General features: G+C 68.0%; 16 protein-coding genes. 4 read left to right on the top strand and 12 right to left on the bottom strand.

Annotated features, from left to right (window positions below; genetic code table 11):
* Positions 1–3 precede the first annotated feature (3 nt).
* From IC605_RS07500 to hisF, 10 genes are all read right to left on the bottom strand, one after another.
* Positions 4–957 (bottom strand): branched-chain amino acid ABC transporter permease, encoded by a 954-nt coding sequence (locus IC605_RS07500; RefSeq protein WP_216321178.1) that lies wholly within the window; start codon positions 955–957, stop codon positions 4–6.
* A complete protein-coding gene (locus IC605_RS07495; RefSeq protein ID WP_216321175.1) occupies positions 954–1,844 on the bottom strand; it encodes a branched-chain amino acid ABC transporter permease in 891 nt (296 codons plus the stop codon). Before IC605_RS07495 ends, IC605_RS07500 begins: the two co-directional genes overlap by 4 nt.
* 70 nt (positions 1,845–1,914) lie before the next feature.
* Positions 1,915–3,132: an ABC transporter substrate-binding protein gene (locus tag IC605_RS07490; RefSeq protein ID WP_216321172.1), complete on the bottom strand. Its 1,218-nt coding sequence runs from the start codon at positions 3,130–3,132 to the stop codon at positions 1,915–1,917.
* A 29-nt stretch (positions 3,133–3,161) separates the two neighbouring features.
* A complete protein-coding gene (locus IC605_RS07485; RefSeq protein ID WP_216321169.1) occupies positions 3,162–3,902 on the bottom strand; it encodes an ABC transporter ATP-binding protein in 741 nt (246 codons plus the stop codon).
* Positions 3,899–4,696 carry an ABC transporter ATP-binding protein gene (locus tag IC605_RS07480; protein ID WP_216321166.1) on the bottom strand — a complete coding sequence of 266 codons (798 nt, stop codon included), beginning with the start codon at positions 4,694–4,696 and terminating at the stop codon, positions 3,899–3,901. The genes IC605_RS07485 and IC605_RS07480 overlap by 4 nt, the downstream gene beginning before the upstream one ends.
* 90 nt (positions 4,697–4,786) lie before the next feature.
* Entirely contained in the window at positions 4,787–5,359 is a 573-nt protein-coding gene (locus tag IC605_RS07475; RefSeq protein ID WP_343216538.1) for a 5-formyltetrahydrofolate cyclo-ligase, read from the bottom strand.
* Positions 5,360–5,430: 71 nt separating this feature from the next.
* Positions 5,431–6,261, bottom strand: a complete 831-nt coding sequence (locus IC605_RS07470; RefSeq protein ID WP_216321162.1) for a DUF4394 domain-containing protein — start codon at positions 6,259–6,261, stop codon at positions 5,431–5,433.
* Between the two features lie 141 nt (positions 6,262–6,402).
* A complete protein-coding gene (locus IC605_RS07465) occupies positions 6,403–7,194 on the bottom strand; it encodes a phosphodiesterase (RefSeq protein WP_216321159.1) in 792 nt (263 codons plus the stop codon).
* A gap of 26 nt (positions 7,195–7,220) precedes the next feature.
* On the bottom strand, positions 7,221–7,883 hold the full coding sequence (gene hisIE, locus IC605_RS07460; protein WP_343216537.1) for a bifunctional phosphoribosyl-AMP cyclohydrolase/phosphoribosyl-ATP diphosphatase HisIE: 663 nt from the start codon (positions 7,881–7,883) through the stop codon (positions 7,221–7,223).
* Positions 7,880–8,671 carry an imidazole glycerol phosphate synthase subunit HisF gene (hisF, locus tag IC605_RS07455; protein ID WP_216321156.1) on the bottom strand — a complete coding sequence of 264 codons (792 nt, stop codon included), beginning with the start codon at positions 8,669–8,671 and terminating at the stop codon, positions 7,880–7,882. Before hisF ends, hisIE begins: the two co-directional genes overlap by 4 nt.
* 157 nt (positions 8,672–8,828) lie before the next feature.
* Here hisF and IC605_RS07450 point away from each other — a divergent pair, with 157 nt between their 5' ends.
* The 3 genes from IC605_RS07450 to IC605_RS07440 all read left to right on the top strand — a co-directional run bounded on the left by IC605_RS07450 (position 8,829) and on the right by IC605_RS07440 (position 10,535).
* Positions 8,829–9,245 (top strand): response regulator, encoded by a 417-nt coding sequence (locus tag IC605_RS07450; protein WP_216321153.1) that lies wholly within the window; start codon positions 8,829–8,831, stop codon positions 9,243–9,245.
* 80 nt (positions 9,246–9,325) lie between these two features.
* Positions 9,326–10,153, top strand: a complete 828-nt coding sequence (locus tag IC605_RS07445; protein WP_216321150.1) for a DUF72 domain-containing protein — start codon at positions 9,326–9,328, stop codon at positions 10,151–10,153.
* A gap of 82 nt (positions 10,154–10,235) precedes the next feature.
* Complete coding sequence (locus tag IC605_RS07440; protein WP_216321148.1) at positions 10,236–10,535, top strand: hypothetical protein; 300 nt, start codon at positions 10,236–10,238, stop codon at positions 10,533–10,535.
* Between the two features lie 153 nt (positions 10,536–10,688).
* Here IC605_RS07440 and groL read toward each other — a convergent pair whose 3' ends face one another.
* Together groL and groES are read right to left on the bottom strand one after the other, a co-directional pair.
* Positions 10,689–12,335, bottom strand: coding sequence for a chaperonin GroEL (gene groL, locus IC605_RS07435; RefSeq protein ID WP_216321146.1), 1,647 nt, complete (start codon positions 12,333–12,335; stop codon positions 10,689–10,691).
* Between the two features lie 121 nt (positions 12,336–12,456).
* Positions 12,457–12,744, bottom strand: coding sequence for a co-chaperone GroES (groES, locus tag IC605_RS07430; protein WP_216321144.1), 288 nt, complete (start codon positions 12,742–12,744; stop codon positions 12,457–12,459).
* Positions 12,745–13,009: 265 nt separating this feature from the next.
* Between groES and IC605_RS07425 the strand changes: the two genes are divergently transcribed.
* Positions 13,010–13,615, top strand: a complete 606-nt coding sequence (locus IC605_RS07425) for a GGDEF domain-containing protein (RefSeq protein WP_216321142.1) — start codon at positions 13,010–13,012, stop codon at positions 13,613–13,615.
* Positions 13,616–13,622 lie beyond the last annotated feature (7 nt).

Genomic DNA, 13,622 nt, shown 5'->3' with positions numbered 1-13,622 from the left:
CTTTTACTTCCGGCGCCAGCCCTGAATCGTCCCCACCACCCCGCGCCGGAAGAACAGCACGACGAGGACGAAGACCAAGCCCGTCACGATCCCCACCGGCAGGTTCGCCGTCGTCAGCACGTCACGCAGCAGCAGCACCAGGCCCGCGCCGATCACCGGGCCGAAGAGGGTGGTCGTGCCGCCGAGCAGGGTCATCATGACGACCTCGCCCGAGGTGCGCCAGTTGACGACCTCCAGGCTGACGACCCCGTGGCCGAAGGTGAAGAGGCTCCCGGCCAGCCCGGCGAGCCCCGCGCTGATCAGGAACGCCGTGAACTTGAAGCGGGTGGGGTTGTAGCCGATGCTCTGCGCCCGCTGCTCGTTGTCCCGCACCGCCTGGAGGGCCTGCCCGAAGGGGCTGCGGACCGTGCGGTAGGCGACGTAAAAGCCCACGGCGAACACCGCCAGCGCGAAGTAGTAGCGGGTCACCGAGTCGCTGAAGTCCAGCCCCAGGAAGCCCGGGCGCGCGAAGCCCTGGAGGCCGTTCTCGCCGCCCGTCACGTCCGTCCATTGCAGCGCGAGGAAGGAGAGCATCTGCGCGAAGGCGAGCGTGATCATCGAGAAGTAGATGCCCACCGAGCGCACGCTGAGAAAGGCGACGGGCACGGCGACGAGGAGCGCGGCCCCCGTCCCCCCCAGCATGGCGACGGGGACGCTCTGCCCGTGCGAGAGCAGGAAGGCCGTCACGTACGCGCTCGTGCCCCAGAAGGCCGCGTGCCCGAAGCTCAGCAGGCCCGAGAAGCCGAACAGCAGGTCGAAGGCGACGGCGAACAGACCCCACGCCAGGATGTCGAGCGCCAGCACCGGATAGATCAACCGGGGCAGGACCAAGAGGATGATGCCGAGCCCGATCAGCCACGCCGCGCGGACGTTGCGCTCCCGACTCGTCCGGGCGGCGGTGCGGGGGAGGACCGTCATCGCGCCCCCTCCGGCAATCCGAAGAGCCCGCTGGGCCGCACGAGCAGCACAAGCGCCATCAGGATGAAGACGAGCGTGTTGGCGATGGGGGGATACAGCGCCGCGCCGACGGCGGCGAGCACGCCGACCGCGAAGCCCGTCACCACGCTTCCCAGGATGCTCCCCATCCCGCCGATCACCACCACCGCGAAGGTCGTGATGATCAGTTCGGCGCCCATGTACGGCTCAACGGAATAGATCGGCGCGGCGAGGACTCCGGCGAGGCCCGCCAGCCCCACGCCGACCCCGAAGACGCCCGTCACCCACTTGCCCACGTCGATGCCGAAGGCGCGGGTGACGTTCGGGTTCTCGGTGCTCGCGCGGATGATCGCGCCCACCCGCGTCTTCTCGATCACGAGCCAGGTGACGAGGCAGACCACCAGCGCGAGGCCGATCACGAAGAGGCGGTACTTGGGAAAGACGACGAAGCCGAGGTTGACCACCCCGGAAAGCGCGGCGGGCGGCGTGTAGGGCGCGCTCGACACCGCGTACTGCGAGAGCATGACCTGTTTCACGAGGTCTTGCGTGAGCAGCGTCAGCCCGAAGGTCAGCAGCAGGTTGTAGCTCGGCTCCAGCCCGTACAGCCGCGAGAGCAAGGACCACTCCAGCACCACGCCGATCAGCCCCACGATGAGCGGCGCGAGGATCAGCGACGGCCAGAAGCCCAGCCCGAACGCCTGCCCCAGCGCGAAGGCGGTGAAGGCGCCCAGCATGTACAGCGCCCCGTGCATGAAGTTGACGATCCGCAGCATCCCGAAGATGACGGCGAGGCCGAGGGAGAGCAGCGCGTAAAACGCACCGTTGACCAGGCCGTTGAACACCTGGATGAGCAGCAATTGTGTGTTCATGGATCACGTCCAGAGGTCGGGGCCGCCGGGGGCCACTGCCTCTCCCCGGCCCCCGGCCCCCCGCCCCTTTTCAGAACTTGCACTTGCTCTCGGCGAGGGGCATGAACGCCCGGGCCGCCGGGATGGTCGACAGGCGCGTGAAGATGTCGCCGTTTTCCTTCGCCTGGGCCTTCGTCTTGACCTGCACGGTGTGCACGTCGAGGAGCACCCGGTGGTCCTGCGGGCGGATGGTGGCGTTGCGGGCGAAAAAGTCGTTGAAGGAGTAGCCCTCCAGGGCCTTGACCACCGCGTCGCTCTCGTCGGTCTTCGCGCGGGCGACGGCCTGGAGGTAGGTCATGGTGGCGGAGTACACGCCCGCCTGCGCCCAGGTGGGCTTCTTGCCGAAGGCCTTTTCGAACTTGGCCGACCACTGGCGGCTGCGCGCGTCGAGGTTCCAGAACCACGGCACGGTGGCGAGCGCCCCCCCGAAGGCGTCCTGGCCGAGGGCCGCCACGTCCGTTTCGAAGAGCAGGCCGATGCCGAGCCCGATCCCCTGGTTCTTGAGCCCGAACTCGTTGTACTGCTTGACCACGTTCACGAGGTCGGCCCCCGCCTGCATGGTGCCGAAGACCTTGGGCCTCAGGCTCTGGGCCTTGAGCAGGTAGCTGGAGAAGTCCGTGTTCGGGAAGGGCGTCGCGTCGCTGGGGGCGACCGCCCTGCCCTTGTTCTCGGTGATCGCCGCGAGCATCTGGCGGTTGAGGTCCTGCCCGAAGGCGTAGTTGGGGTAGATGATGTACCAGGAGTTCCCGCCGCGCTGGGTCACCGCCGTGCCCGTGCCGTTGGCGAGCATGTAGTTGTCGTAGGCGTAGTGGAAGGTGTACTTGTTGCACTTCTCGTTCGTCAGCGCGGTGGTGCCGCCCGTCACGACCATCGCCACGACCTTCTTGTTCTTGGCGACCTCGCTGGCCGCGAGCGCTGCGCTGGAGGTCGGCATGTCGACCAGCATGTCCACGTTCTGGCGGTCGATCATCTCGGCGGCCTTGTTGCTCGCCACGTCCGCCTTGTTCTGGTGGTCCACGCCGACGACCTGCACCCGGCTCCGGTAGGCGGGATTGGCGGCCATGAAGTCGGCGGCGGCCATCTGCGCGGCCTTCACGCTGCCCTGCCCGGAGAGTTCCGAGTACACGCCGGAGAGGTCGGTCAGCACGCCCACCTTCACCGCGTTGTCCGAAAGCCGCACGCTCTGGGCGAGGGCGGGCGCGGCGGTGAGGGCGGCGCAGAGCAGGGCGGTCAGGGTCTTCTTGTGCATGGGTTCCTCCGGAACTGGGGCAAGGGGCTTCAGACGCTGAGGTAACGCAGGAGGTCCTGACGGCGGGCCTCCACCTCTTCACGGCGCACCTCGTCCACGACGTGCCCGTCCACGAGGACGTAATGGCGGTCGGCGAGGCGGGTGGCGAACTTGAGGTTTTGCTCGACGAGAATGACGGCGAGACCCTCCCGGCGCAGTTCGGAGAGCATGTCGCCGATCCGCCCGACGATGACGGGCGCGAGTCCCTCACTCGGCTCGTCGAGGAGGAGGAGTTTCGGGCCGCTGCGCAGCACCCGCACGATGGCGAGCATCTGCTGTTCGCCGCCCGAGAGCTTGGAGCCGGGGTGGTGGCCGCGCTCGCGCAGGACGGGAAAGACCTGATACGCGCGCTCGGCACTCCAGCCGCCGGGCCGGGCGGGGGGCAGTTCGAGGTTCTCGCGGACGGTCAGGCTGCTCAGGATCGCGCGTTCCTCGGGCACCCAGGCCAGGCCCCGGGCGGCGACGCGGTTGCTGGGCAGCCGGGTGAGGTCCTGGCCGTCGAAGGTGACCCGGCCCGTGCGGCTGCGCAGCACGCCCATGATCGACTTGAGGGTGGTCGTCTTGCCTGCGCCGTTGCGCCCGATCAGGCTGACGACCTCGCCGGGCATGACGTGGAGGTTCACGCCGTGCAGGACGTGGCTCTGGCCGTAGAAGGCGTTGAGGTCGCGGACTTCGAGCAGCGGCACGGCGCCGGTCTGGGAAGGGGAGGGGCGGAGGGCCGGGGCCGTCATCCGTGCGCCTCCTCTCCCAGGTACGCCTCGATCACGCGCGGGTCCTGCCGAACCTCGTCGTAGCTGCCGCTGGCGAGCACCTGCCCGTACTGCAAGACGGTGATGCGGTCGGCGAGCTGCGCGACCACGCTCATGTTGTGCTCGACGAGGACGACCGTGCGCCCGCGCGCCACCTGCCGCACGAGGGCGATCACGCGGTTGATGCCCTCCGAGCCCATGCCGCTCGTCGGCTCGTCGAGGAGGAGGACGCGCGGGTCCTGCGTCAGCGAGATGCCGATTTCGAGCTGCCGCTTCTCCCCGTGGCCGAGGTCGGCGGCGAGCCGGGCGTGGGCACTTTCTAACCCCACGTCCGCGAGAATCTGGTCGGCACGCGGCCCGAGGGCCTCCAGCCGCGAGAGGGGCGTCCAGAACTGCCGCGGGAGGTTGGTCGGTGACTGCAAGGCGACCAGCACGTTTTCCCGCACCGTCAGGCTGGGAAAGACGCTGCTGATCTGGAAGGAACGCGAGAGCCCCCGCCGCACGATTGTATGGGGGGGCAGGGTGTCGATCCGCTCGCCGAAGAGGGAGACCTCGCCGCTCGTGGGCCGCAGGAAGCCCGAGAGCAGGTTGAAGAGCGTCGTCTTGCCCGCCCCGTTCGGCCCGATGATCGCGTGAATCTCGCCCTCGCGGATGTCCAGGCTCACGTCGTTCGTGGCGCGGAAGCCCCGAAAGTCCTTGACCAGCCCCCGTGCCTGGAGGGCGACGGTGCCCGGTGGGCCTGCTTGCACAGTTTGAACAGCCTGCGGGGCCGTCATGCGGTGGCGCCGATGCTGGGTTCGGGCATCTTCCCCCCTTCCTGAATTTCGGTACGGGGGGGAGCCTAGCGGGGGCGCGTCACACTGACGTTACAGTTTGGAAGACGTCGTGGCGTCCACCCTCCTGACCCCCCTCTCCGTCACCAGAAAGCCCACCCGCAGGTCGTGGGCTTCGGCGGGCAGGGCGGGAACGACGAGGGCTTCCGCGATCACGCCGACCGCCAGCCCCGCGAAACCGGGGAGCAGGCGGTCGTAGAAGCCGCCCCCGTACCCCAGCCGCACGCCGGAGTGGTCGAAGGCGAGGGCGGGGAGGAGGACGGCCTCCACCGCGTCGAGGAGCACGCGCGGCGCGTTCGCCGGGGGTTGAAGGGCGCCGAAGCGGCTGGGCTCGGTCGCCGTCTCCCAGGGGTGGAGCGTCAGGTGGGGCTCGGGCCGGAAGCGGGCGCGGGGGGCCAGCAACTCGAACTCCCGTGCGAGGGCGCCCACGTCCGGCTCACCCGGCAGGGCGCGGTAGGCCAGGACCCGCCGCGCACCCCGCGAGTGCAGGAAGGCGGCGAGGTGCGCCGTGATCTTCGCCGAATAATCCGGCAACCCCGAACGCACCTCGCGGGCCCAGGTCCGCCACCCGGCCTTCGAGGCGTCGGGGGCCGAAGGAGGCGTCACGCCCGGCAGCATAGAGCGCCGCAGCACTCGCCCGGTCCGGACGAAGCCGTTGGCGGCGCGGGGAAGACGGCTTACGGGCGCGGGGAGAGCTTGACCGCAAAGGCCTTGAGGCCCAGCCCCTTGATCGTGGCTTTGGAAGTCGCTTTGCCCGTGCTCAGGTCGAGGGTGGAGAGCACGGTGTCCGTGCCGCTACTGGAGGTCAGGTACGCCTCGTTCGTCCCGGCGATGTCGAAGCCGGTCATCTCGGCGCTCACGTTCACGCCGAGGGCGCCGACGGTGTTCAGGGTGCTGAAGGCCGGACCGACCGTGTGGGTGACGAGCGTGTCCTGGTCGGCGTCCACCGAGTACAGGGTCGTGGGCGGGTTGAAGTCCGCCATCACCGGCTGGTAGCCCTGGAAGGAATTGGTGTACGCCGCCGCGACGAGGTTGGGGTCCTTGCCCGCGTTGGCGTCAGTGGCGGCGTACATCAACGTCCCGTCCGCCGTGACCGTGCCGTCGCCGGGAGTGAGGCGGTAGTTCATGTCCCCGGTGCTGAAGACGCGCAGGCGCTGGGCCGCCGGGTTGAAGTCGATCACGCGCGGCGCGCCCATGTTGCCACTCGTGTTCAGGGTCAGGGCGCCCGTGGTCGTGTTCACCCCGTACAGCCTGCCCGTGTCGCTCAGCGCGTAGAGGTGGCCGTCCTTGTTGAACACGTCGAGGTCCACCAGGGTCTCGCCCGCGCCCAGGCCGGTCAGGGTCAGGCGGCTGACGCTGAACGCGGCGTTGTCCAGCCCGAAGGTCACGAGCCGCCCCTGGGCGTCCAGCCCGTAGGCCGTGCGTCCCGTGGGCGCGACGGGCGAGTTGATCCCGCACGCGGAGAGGGCGAGAGCGCAGGTGGCGGACAGCAGGGCGAGTCGGTTCATGGGTGAGCCTCCCCGGTGGGCTGGTCCTGCTCGCCCACCGTCTTTCACCCGGGGGTATGCGGAAGCGGTGGACTTGGATCATCACGTTGGCTTCACGGCACCTTCATCCGGTTGGTGTTCCGCTCCGCGAGAAGGGAGACGCTACACCCACCGTTCCCCGTCGTGCAGCGTAACCCGGGGGGATGGCGCGATGATGCTGGTATAGGTCAGGAATCCCGTCTGGTCGTCCCAGGCGTGCAGCAGACACAGAGGGGGCTGCAACTGCACCACGAGTTTCTCCGGCTGTGTCAGGTCGGGCAATAAGGCGTTGTCCGTGCCGGGGCAGGTCATGACCAATGTTCCCGCGAACCGTCCTGTCATGGTTATGTGCGTGTGCCCCGCCACGATCCGCTCGACCTGTCCATGCCGGGCCACGACCTCGCGGAACGCCTCTGAGCCTCCCAGACCGATGGAGTCCATGACGTTCAGGCCAGCGACGACGGGAGGGTGGTGCATGAAGATCAGCGTGGGGCGCCGGGGAGCTTCCTCCAGGCGGTCGGAGAGCCAGCGCAGGCGCGGAGAGTCGAGCATACCGCCGCTTTCGCCGGGGACGTGGGTGTCCAGGGCGATGAGGCGCAACGGGCCGTCCTCCACCACGTACTGCACGAAGCCGGGCAGGGAGGAGGTGCCCTGCTCGCCGAACTCCTCCAGCATGACGTCGCGGTCGTCGTGGTTGCCGGGGATGATGTACACAGGCACGGGCAGCGGCTGGACGAGCGCCCTGAATTCGGCGTACTCCTCCCGGGTGCCGTTGTCCGTGCAGTCTCCCGTGACGAGTACGGCACCCGGGTGCCTGGGCAACTCCAGCAGGTGCCTGACCGCCCGCCTCAGTGCCTCGGCCTTGTGTGGCCTTTGGGGGTTGATGTGGGGGTCACTGAGCTGGGCGACGAGCATGGGCCCATGCTGACACGGGCCTACTCCTACCCGACCTCTTTCGGCCCCTTCAATCCGCTGCGCCCCTCCCGCCCCTGCAAGACGGCGGCCACGTCGGCGGGACTGACGCCAACCTCCGCGAGAACGAAGAGGGTGTGGAAGAGCAGGTCGGCAGCCTCGGTGGCGAGTTCGGCGCGGTCCCCGTTCTTCGCCGCGAGCAGCACCTCGCCCGACTCCTCGGCGACCTTTTTCAGCACCCGGTCGAGGCCCCCGGCGTGCAGCCGCGCGACGTAGCTGTGCTCGGGCAGGGTGGCGAGGCGTTCGGTGATGGTGGCGTACACCCGTTCGAGCGTGCCGTCCAGCCCCGTGTGCGTCGCCTCCTCCCCCAGGAGGGGCCGGTGGAAGCAGGAATACTCCCCGGTGTGGCAGGCGGGCCCCGTCTGCTCGACCCGGTAGAGCACGCTGTCCCCGTCGCAGTCGAGGGCGACCGAGACGACCCGCTGGGTGTGGCCGCTGCTGAGCCCCTTGACCCACTGCTCGCCGCGCGAGCGGCTGTAGTAGGTCGCCTCGCGGGTGGCGAGCGTCCGCTCCACCGCCGCCCGGTCGGCGTACGCCTGCATCAGCACCGCGCCCGTCCGCGCGTCCTGGGTCACCACCGGAATCAGGCCGTCCGCGCCGAACTTCAACTCGCCCAGACCCGGGGCCGTCACAGGTCCCGCCAGTCGGGCCGCACGGGCAGCCCCTCGCGCCCCAGGTAGGTCTTGACTTCGGGCACGGTGAGTTCGCCGAAGTGGAAGACGCTCGCCGCCAGGGCCGCGTCCGCGTGGCCGCCCGACTCGCCGCCGCCGAGCACGTCGCGGAAGTCCTCCAACTTCCCGGCCCCGCCCGAGGCGATCACGGGGAGGTCCACCGCCGAGGCGACCGCGCGCGTGGCCGTGAGGTCAAAGCCCGCCCGGGTGCCGTCGGCATCCATCACGTTCAAGCAGAGTTCGCCCGCCCCCAGCGCCTGGCCCCGCTCGGCCCACTCCAGCAGGTCGAGCCCGGTGTCCACCCGCCCGCCGCCGACGTGGACGGTCCAGCCTGCTCCACCCGCGCGCCGCTTGACGTCGATGCTCAGCACCACACACTGGGCGCCGAAGTGATCCGAGGCCTCGCGGATGACCTCCGGGCGCCGCACCGCCCCGCTGTTCACGCTGATCTTGTCGGCTCCGGCGAGAAGCAGTTGTCGGAAGTCGGACACGGCGTTGACCCCTCCCCCGACGGTCAGCGGCATCATGACCTGCTCGGCGACGCGCGCAGCCACGTCCAGCATGAGATGACGGCCCTCGTGGGTCGCCGTGATGTCGTAGAAGACGAGTTCGTCGGCCTGTTGCGCCTCGTAGGCCCGGGCGAGCGCGAGGGGGTCGCCGGCGTCGCGGTGGTTCTCGAAGAACCGGACATTCTTGACCACCCGCCCGTTTTGCACGTCCAGGCAGGGGATGATGCGCTTCGTGAGCATGGGGGTCAGTCTACGCGGGGGGCCCCACAGCGTCTCTTGCCGGGGCACCCGGCGTGTAGACGAATGGGTGCGCAGGCGCCCTTCCTCGCCGGTCAGCTTGATAGAATCTTCATATTCGGACCCGTTAAGCTGAGGTCGCAAGGGGGAGAGAACACCCGTGGAACGCCGACGCATCCTGCTCGTAGACGACAATCCCCACGACGTGGAACTCGCCTTGAACGCCTTTCAGGAGGGCGGCGACGGGCACGAGGTGCAGGTGGCGGGCAGCGGTTCCGAGGCGCTCGCCGCGCTCCGTTGCACGAAGAGTCTGCCCGACCTGATCCTGCTCGACCTCAAGATGCCCCACATGGACGGGCTCGCCGTGCTCGACGCGATCCGCAGCGAGGTGGCGACCCGCGACATTCCCGTCGTCATGCTGACCACCAGCGGCGAGGACCGCGACATCCAGGCGAGCTACGCCCACGGCGCGAGCGCGTACGTGGTCAAGCCGCTCGACTTCGGGCAGTTTCAGGAGGCGGTGCAGACGATCACCGACTTCTGGGCACGGCTCAACCGCCATCCCCGCTTCGGCTGAGCACGACCCGGCCGGGCGACCTGGCTGGGCTTGAGGGCCCGTTCATCCCCGCGCCCCTGCCGCCGCATTAGGCTGCCCCTATGCGTGTATGGATCGGCTGCGGCGGCTACAGCAACGACGAGTGGGCGGCTCCCGGCCTGATCTACGAGGGCGTGAAGAAAGACGCCTACCTGGAGACCTACGCCCGCTCCTTCGACGCGGTGGAACTCAATTCCTCCTTCTACGCCATCCCCGGCCTCAAGGCCTTCGAGGGCATGGCCCGCAAGAGCGCCGGGCGCACCCGCTTCACCGTCAAGGTCAACAAGGTCTTCACCCACGACCGCGCCCCCACCGACGCCGACTTCGACCGGATGCTCCAGAGCCCCGAGCCGCTGCGGGAGGCCGGGCTCAAGGGGCCTTACCTCGCTCAGTTTCCGTACTCCTTCCACCGCACGGGGGACAACCGCAAGTACCTGCTGGGCCTCGCCGAGCGTTTCGCCGGGCACGAACTCGCCGTCGAACTCCGCCACGCCAGTTGGGACAAGCCCGAGGTCCGCGAGGCGATGGCCGAGTACGGCCTGATCTGGGTCAGCCCCGACTACCCGGTCGTGGGCGGGATGCCCGAGCCCCAGGTCCACGTCACGACCGACGTGGGTTACCTGCGGCTCCACGGCCGCAACAAGGGCAGTTGGTGGGAGGGCGGAAGCGCCGCCGAGCGGCACGACTACCTCTACAACCGCGCCGAGATGGACGAGTGGGCGGAGAAGATCGCGCTCGTGGCGGATGACCTGAGCGAGCTGTACGTCTTCTTCCAGAACACGACGAAGGGGCACGCCCTCAAGAACATCCCCATGCTGCGAGACGCCCTGAACGCGCGCGGGATTCCGGTGAAGACGCCCGACCCGGCGGACGACGGGCGGTTGATGTGAGGGGAGTCGTCGAGTGAGGTTCGTATGCGAATGTGGCGCGGTTATTAGAGACCAAACGGACTTTTTACCTTATAAAGCGTACTTGCTTCCGGATGAGGATGCCTTCGCCTTTTTAGATCATTGGGATGAGTTGATCGACCGCATGGTGAGCCCCGACGATGGACGAGGAGCAACGGCAACCGTGCAGGTTGTACCTTTACGGAACAAGTTGCGGCATGGGGTAGACCTGCTTTGGGGAGAGGCGTTTCGCCACATCTACCAATGCCCGGAGTGCGGACGGTTGCACGTAGATAGCCTGGACGGGAAACGTGGCTATTCGTTCATGCCCGAGGACGAGGACACGCCGAAGAATCTCCTTCATTCGGCAACTCCTTCCGAATGACTATGTTCAGCACGAGGGCATAACTTCAAGCGGTCCTGCGTGAACTTTATCCGCCTCCTCGCCCTCACACCGCCTGAATACAGAGAGAGGCCGGAGCATCACGCCCCGGCCTCCCTTCTTGCTGACAGCTTCTCGCTGACGGCTGACCGCTCCTTAGAAGTCCATCCCGCCTATGTCGCCGCCGCCCATGCCGCCGCCAGCGGGAGCCGCCGCAGCCTTCTCGGGCTTGTCGGAGACGATGGCCTCGGTGGTCAGGATCAGCGCGCCGATGCTCGCGGCGTTCTGAAGGGCCGTGCGGGTCACCTTGGCGGGGTCCACGATTCCCGCCTGCACCATGTCGTCCACGTACTCGCCCGTCGCGGCGTTGAAGCCGAAGCGGGGCTTGTCGGAGTTGATGACCGAGTTGACGATGACGCTGCCTTCCTCGCCCGCGTTCGCGGCGATCTGGCGGGCAGGCTCTTCGAGCGCGCGGATCAGGATGCGCGCCCCCGTCGCCTCGTCACCCTCCAGGCTCTCGGCGGCCTTGCGCACGGCGGGGATCACGCGCAGCAGCGTGGTGCCGCCGCCCGCGACGATGCCTTCCTCGACCGCCGAGCGGGCGGTACTGAGGGCGTCCTCGTAGCGGTGCTTCTTCTCCTTGAGCTCGGTCTCGGTCGCCGCACCGACGCGGATCACGGCCACGCCGCCCGCCAGCTTGGCGAGGCGCTCTTGCAGCTTCTCGCGGGCGTAGTCGGAGTCGGTGGTGTCGAGTTCGGCCTTGATCGCGTTCACGCGGGCGTCGATCTCGGCCTGGTTGCCCCGGCCGTCCACGAGGGTGGTCTCGTCCTTGGTGATGCGGATGCGCGCGGCACGGCCCAGCATGTCCATGCCGACGTTCTCCAGGCGGTGCCCGAGGTCCTCGGACACGACCTGCCCGCCCGTCACGGCGGCGATGTCGCGCAGCATCTCCTTGCGGCGGTCACCGAAGCCGGGGGCCTTCACGGCGGCGATGTTCAGCGTGCCGCGCAGCTTGTTCACGACCAGGGTGGCGAGCGCCTCGCCCTCCACGTCCTCGGCGATGATCAGCAGCGGCCGGCCCGTCTGCGCGACCTTTTCCAGCACGGGGAGAAGGTCCTTGAGCGAGGAGACCTTCTTCTCGTTGATCAGGATGTAGGCGTCTTCGAGCACGGCCTCCATCGTGTCGGGCGAGGTGATGAAGTAGGGGCTGATGTAGCCCTTGTCGAACTGCATCCCCTCCACGACGTCGACTTCCGTGTCGAAGCCCTTGGACTCCTCGATGGTGATGACGCCTTCCTTGCCCACCTTGTCCATCGCGTTGGCGATTTCCTGGCCGACCTGCTCGTCGTTCGCGGAGATTCCGGCGACCTTCTTGATCGCGTCGCTGTCCTCGACGGGCACGGCGAGCTGCTTGATCTCCTCGACGGCGACCGCGACGGCCTTGTCGATGCCGCGCTTCAGCGCCAGGGGGTTCGCCCCAGCGGCCACGTTGCGCAGACCTTCCTTCACGACGGCCTGGCCGAGCACGGTGGCGGTCGTCGTGCCGTCACCCGTGATGTCGTTGGTCTTGGAGGCGACTTCCTTGAGAAGCTGGGCGCCGATGTTCTCCAGCTTGTCCTCCAGCTCCACTTCCTTGGCGACGGTCACGCCGTCCTTGGTGATCGTGGGGCTGCCGAACTTCTTCTCGATCACGACGTTGCGGCCGCGCGGCCCGAGGGTCACTTTCACGGCGTTGGCGACGGCGTTCACGCCGCGCTCCAGGCTGCGGCGGGCGTTTTCATCAAAGACGAGTTGCTTGGGCATGGGATTCTCCTTCGAAAGGGGCTGTCAGCGATCAGCTTTCAGCAGTCAGGAAAAGAAGGATGGGGCTCGGGCGGACGCGTCAGCTTCTGCCGTTGAGGCTGAGAGCTGACAGCTGACCGCCTCACTCCACGATGGCGAGGATGTCGCGCTCGTTGAGGATGGAGTAGTTCTTGCCGTCGAGGCTGACTTCGGTGCCGCCGTACTTGGCGAAGTACACCGTGTCACCCTCCTTCACGTCCAGCGCGACGCGCGTTCCGTTGTCGAGCATCTTGCCGCTGCCTACGGAGATGACCCGGCCACGCTGGCTCTTCTCCTTGGCGGTGTCGGGGACGAACAGGCCCCCGGCGGTCTTCTGCTCGGCTTCTTCGATGATCTCAACGAGAACGCGGTCGCCCAATGGTTTCAACATGGGTGTACCTCCTGTGAAGTGAAGTGGGATGTGGCGGCACCGGCCGGGCTATCCGGCGGTTTTTGCCGTTCCAGACGCAATGCTAGGCGCAATGGGCCGGAAATGTCAACTGCCGTAGTCTGGGAATTTGAGTGTGGGACGCTCAAGGCCGTCTGACACGTCGCTTTTCAACCGGGGCCGAGTATGTCATAGCGGTGACATATATACGTGGTTAAGGTATACGTATGACCCGAACGTAGGGTCCCGTCACCGTGAGGAGGATGGTATGCCCCGACCCGACATTCTGACCCGGCCCGCCTTCGAGGCAGCCTTCGAAGGGCTGAGGGGAGCCCCGGTCACGCTCGCCGTGCTGGACCTCGACCACTTCAAGACGCTCAACGACGCCCTGGGGCACACCGAGGGGGACCGGGTGCTCCGGAGCCTGGAGCGGCTGCTCTCGGGCAGCCTGCCGACGGGGAGCATCGTGGGGCGGCTAGGCGGGGACGAGTATGCGGCGCTGCTTCCCGAAACGGTGCCCGAGACGGCGCTGATCCTCTTCGACGAGGTGATCCGGCACTTCCACATTCACCGCGACCCGCACTGGCCGCGCACGCTGGGGCTGAGCGTGGGCCTCGCCGCCCGGCCCGCCCATGCCCACACCTACGCCGACCTGTCCCGCGCCGCCGACGAGGCCCTGCTGCGTGCCAAACGCGAGGGGCGGGGCCGGGCCTGTATCTACGTGGAGAGCAAGATGGTCCTGAAGAGCAACTACTACCCCAAAAGCCAGCTCGAACGCCTCGCCAAGCTCTCGGGGGCATTGGGCCGAACGGAGGCGAGCCTGTTGCGCGAGGCATTGGACGACCTGATCGAGCGGCACCGGGGGGCGCTGTGAACCGGGA

This window comes from Deinococcus aestuarii (genome assembly GCF_018863415.1).
Lineage (GTDB): Bacteria > Deinococcota > Deinococci > Deinococcales > Deinococcaceae > Deinococcus > Deinococcus aestuarii.
Note: the sequence above shows the minus strand (reverse complement) of the source record. Positions and strands in the feature narration are given on the sequence as shown.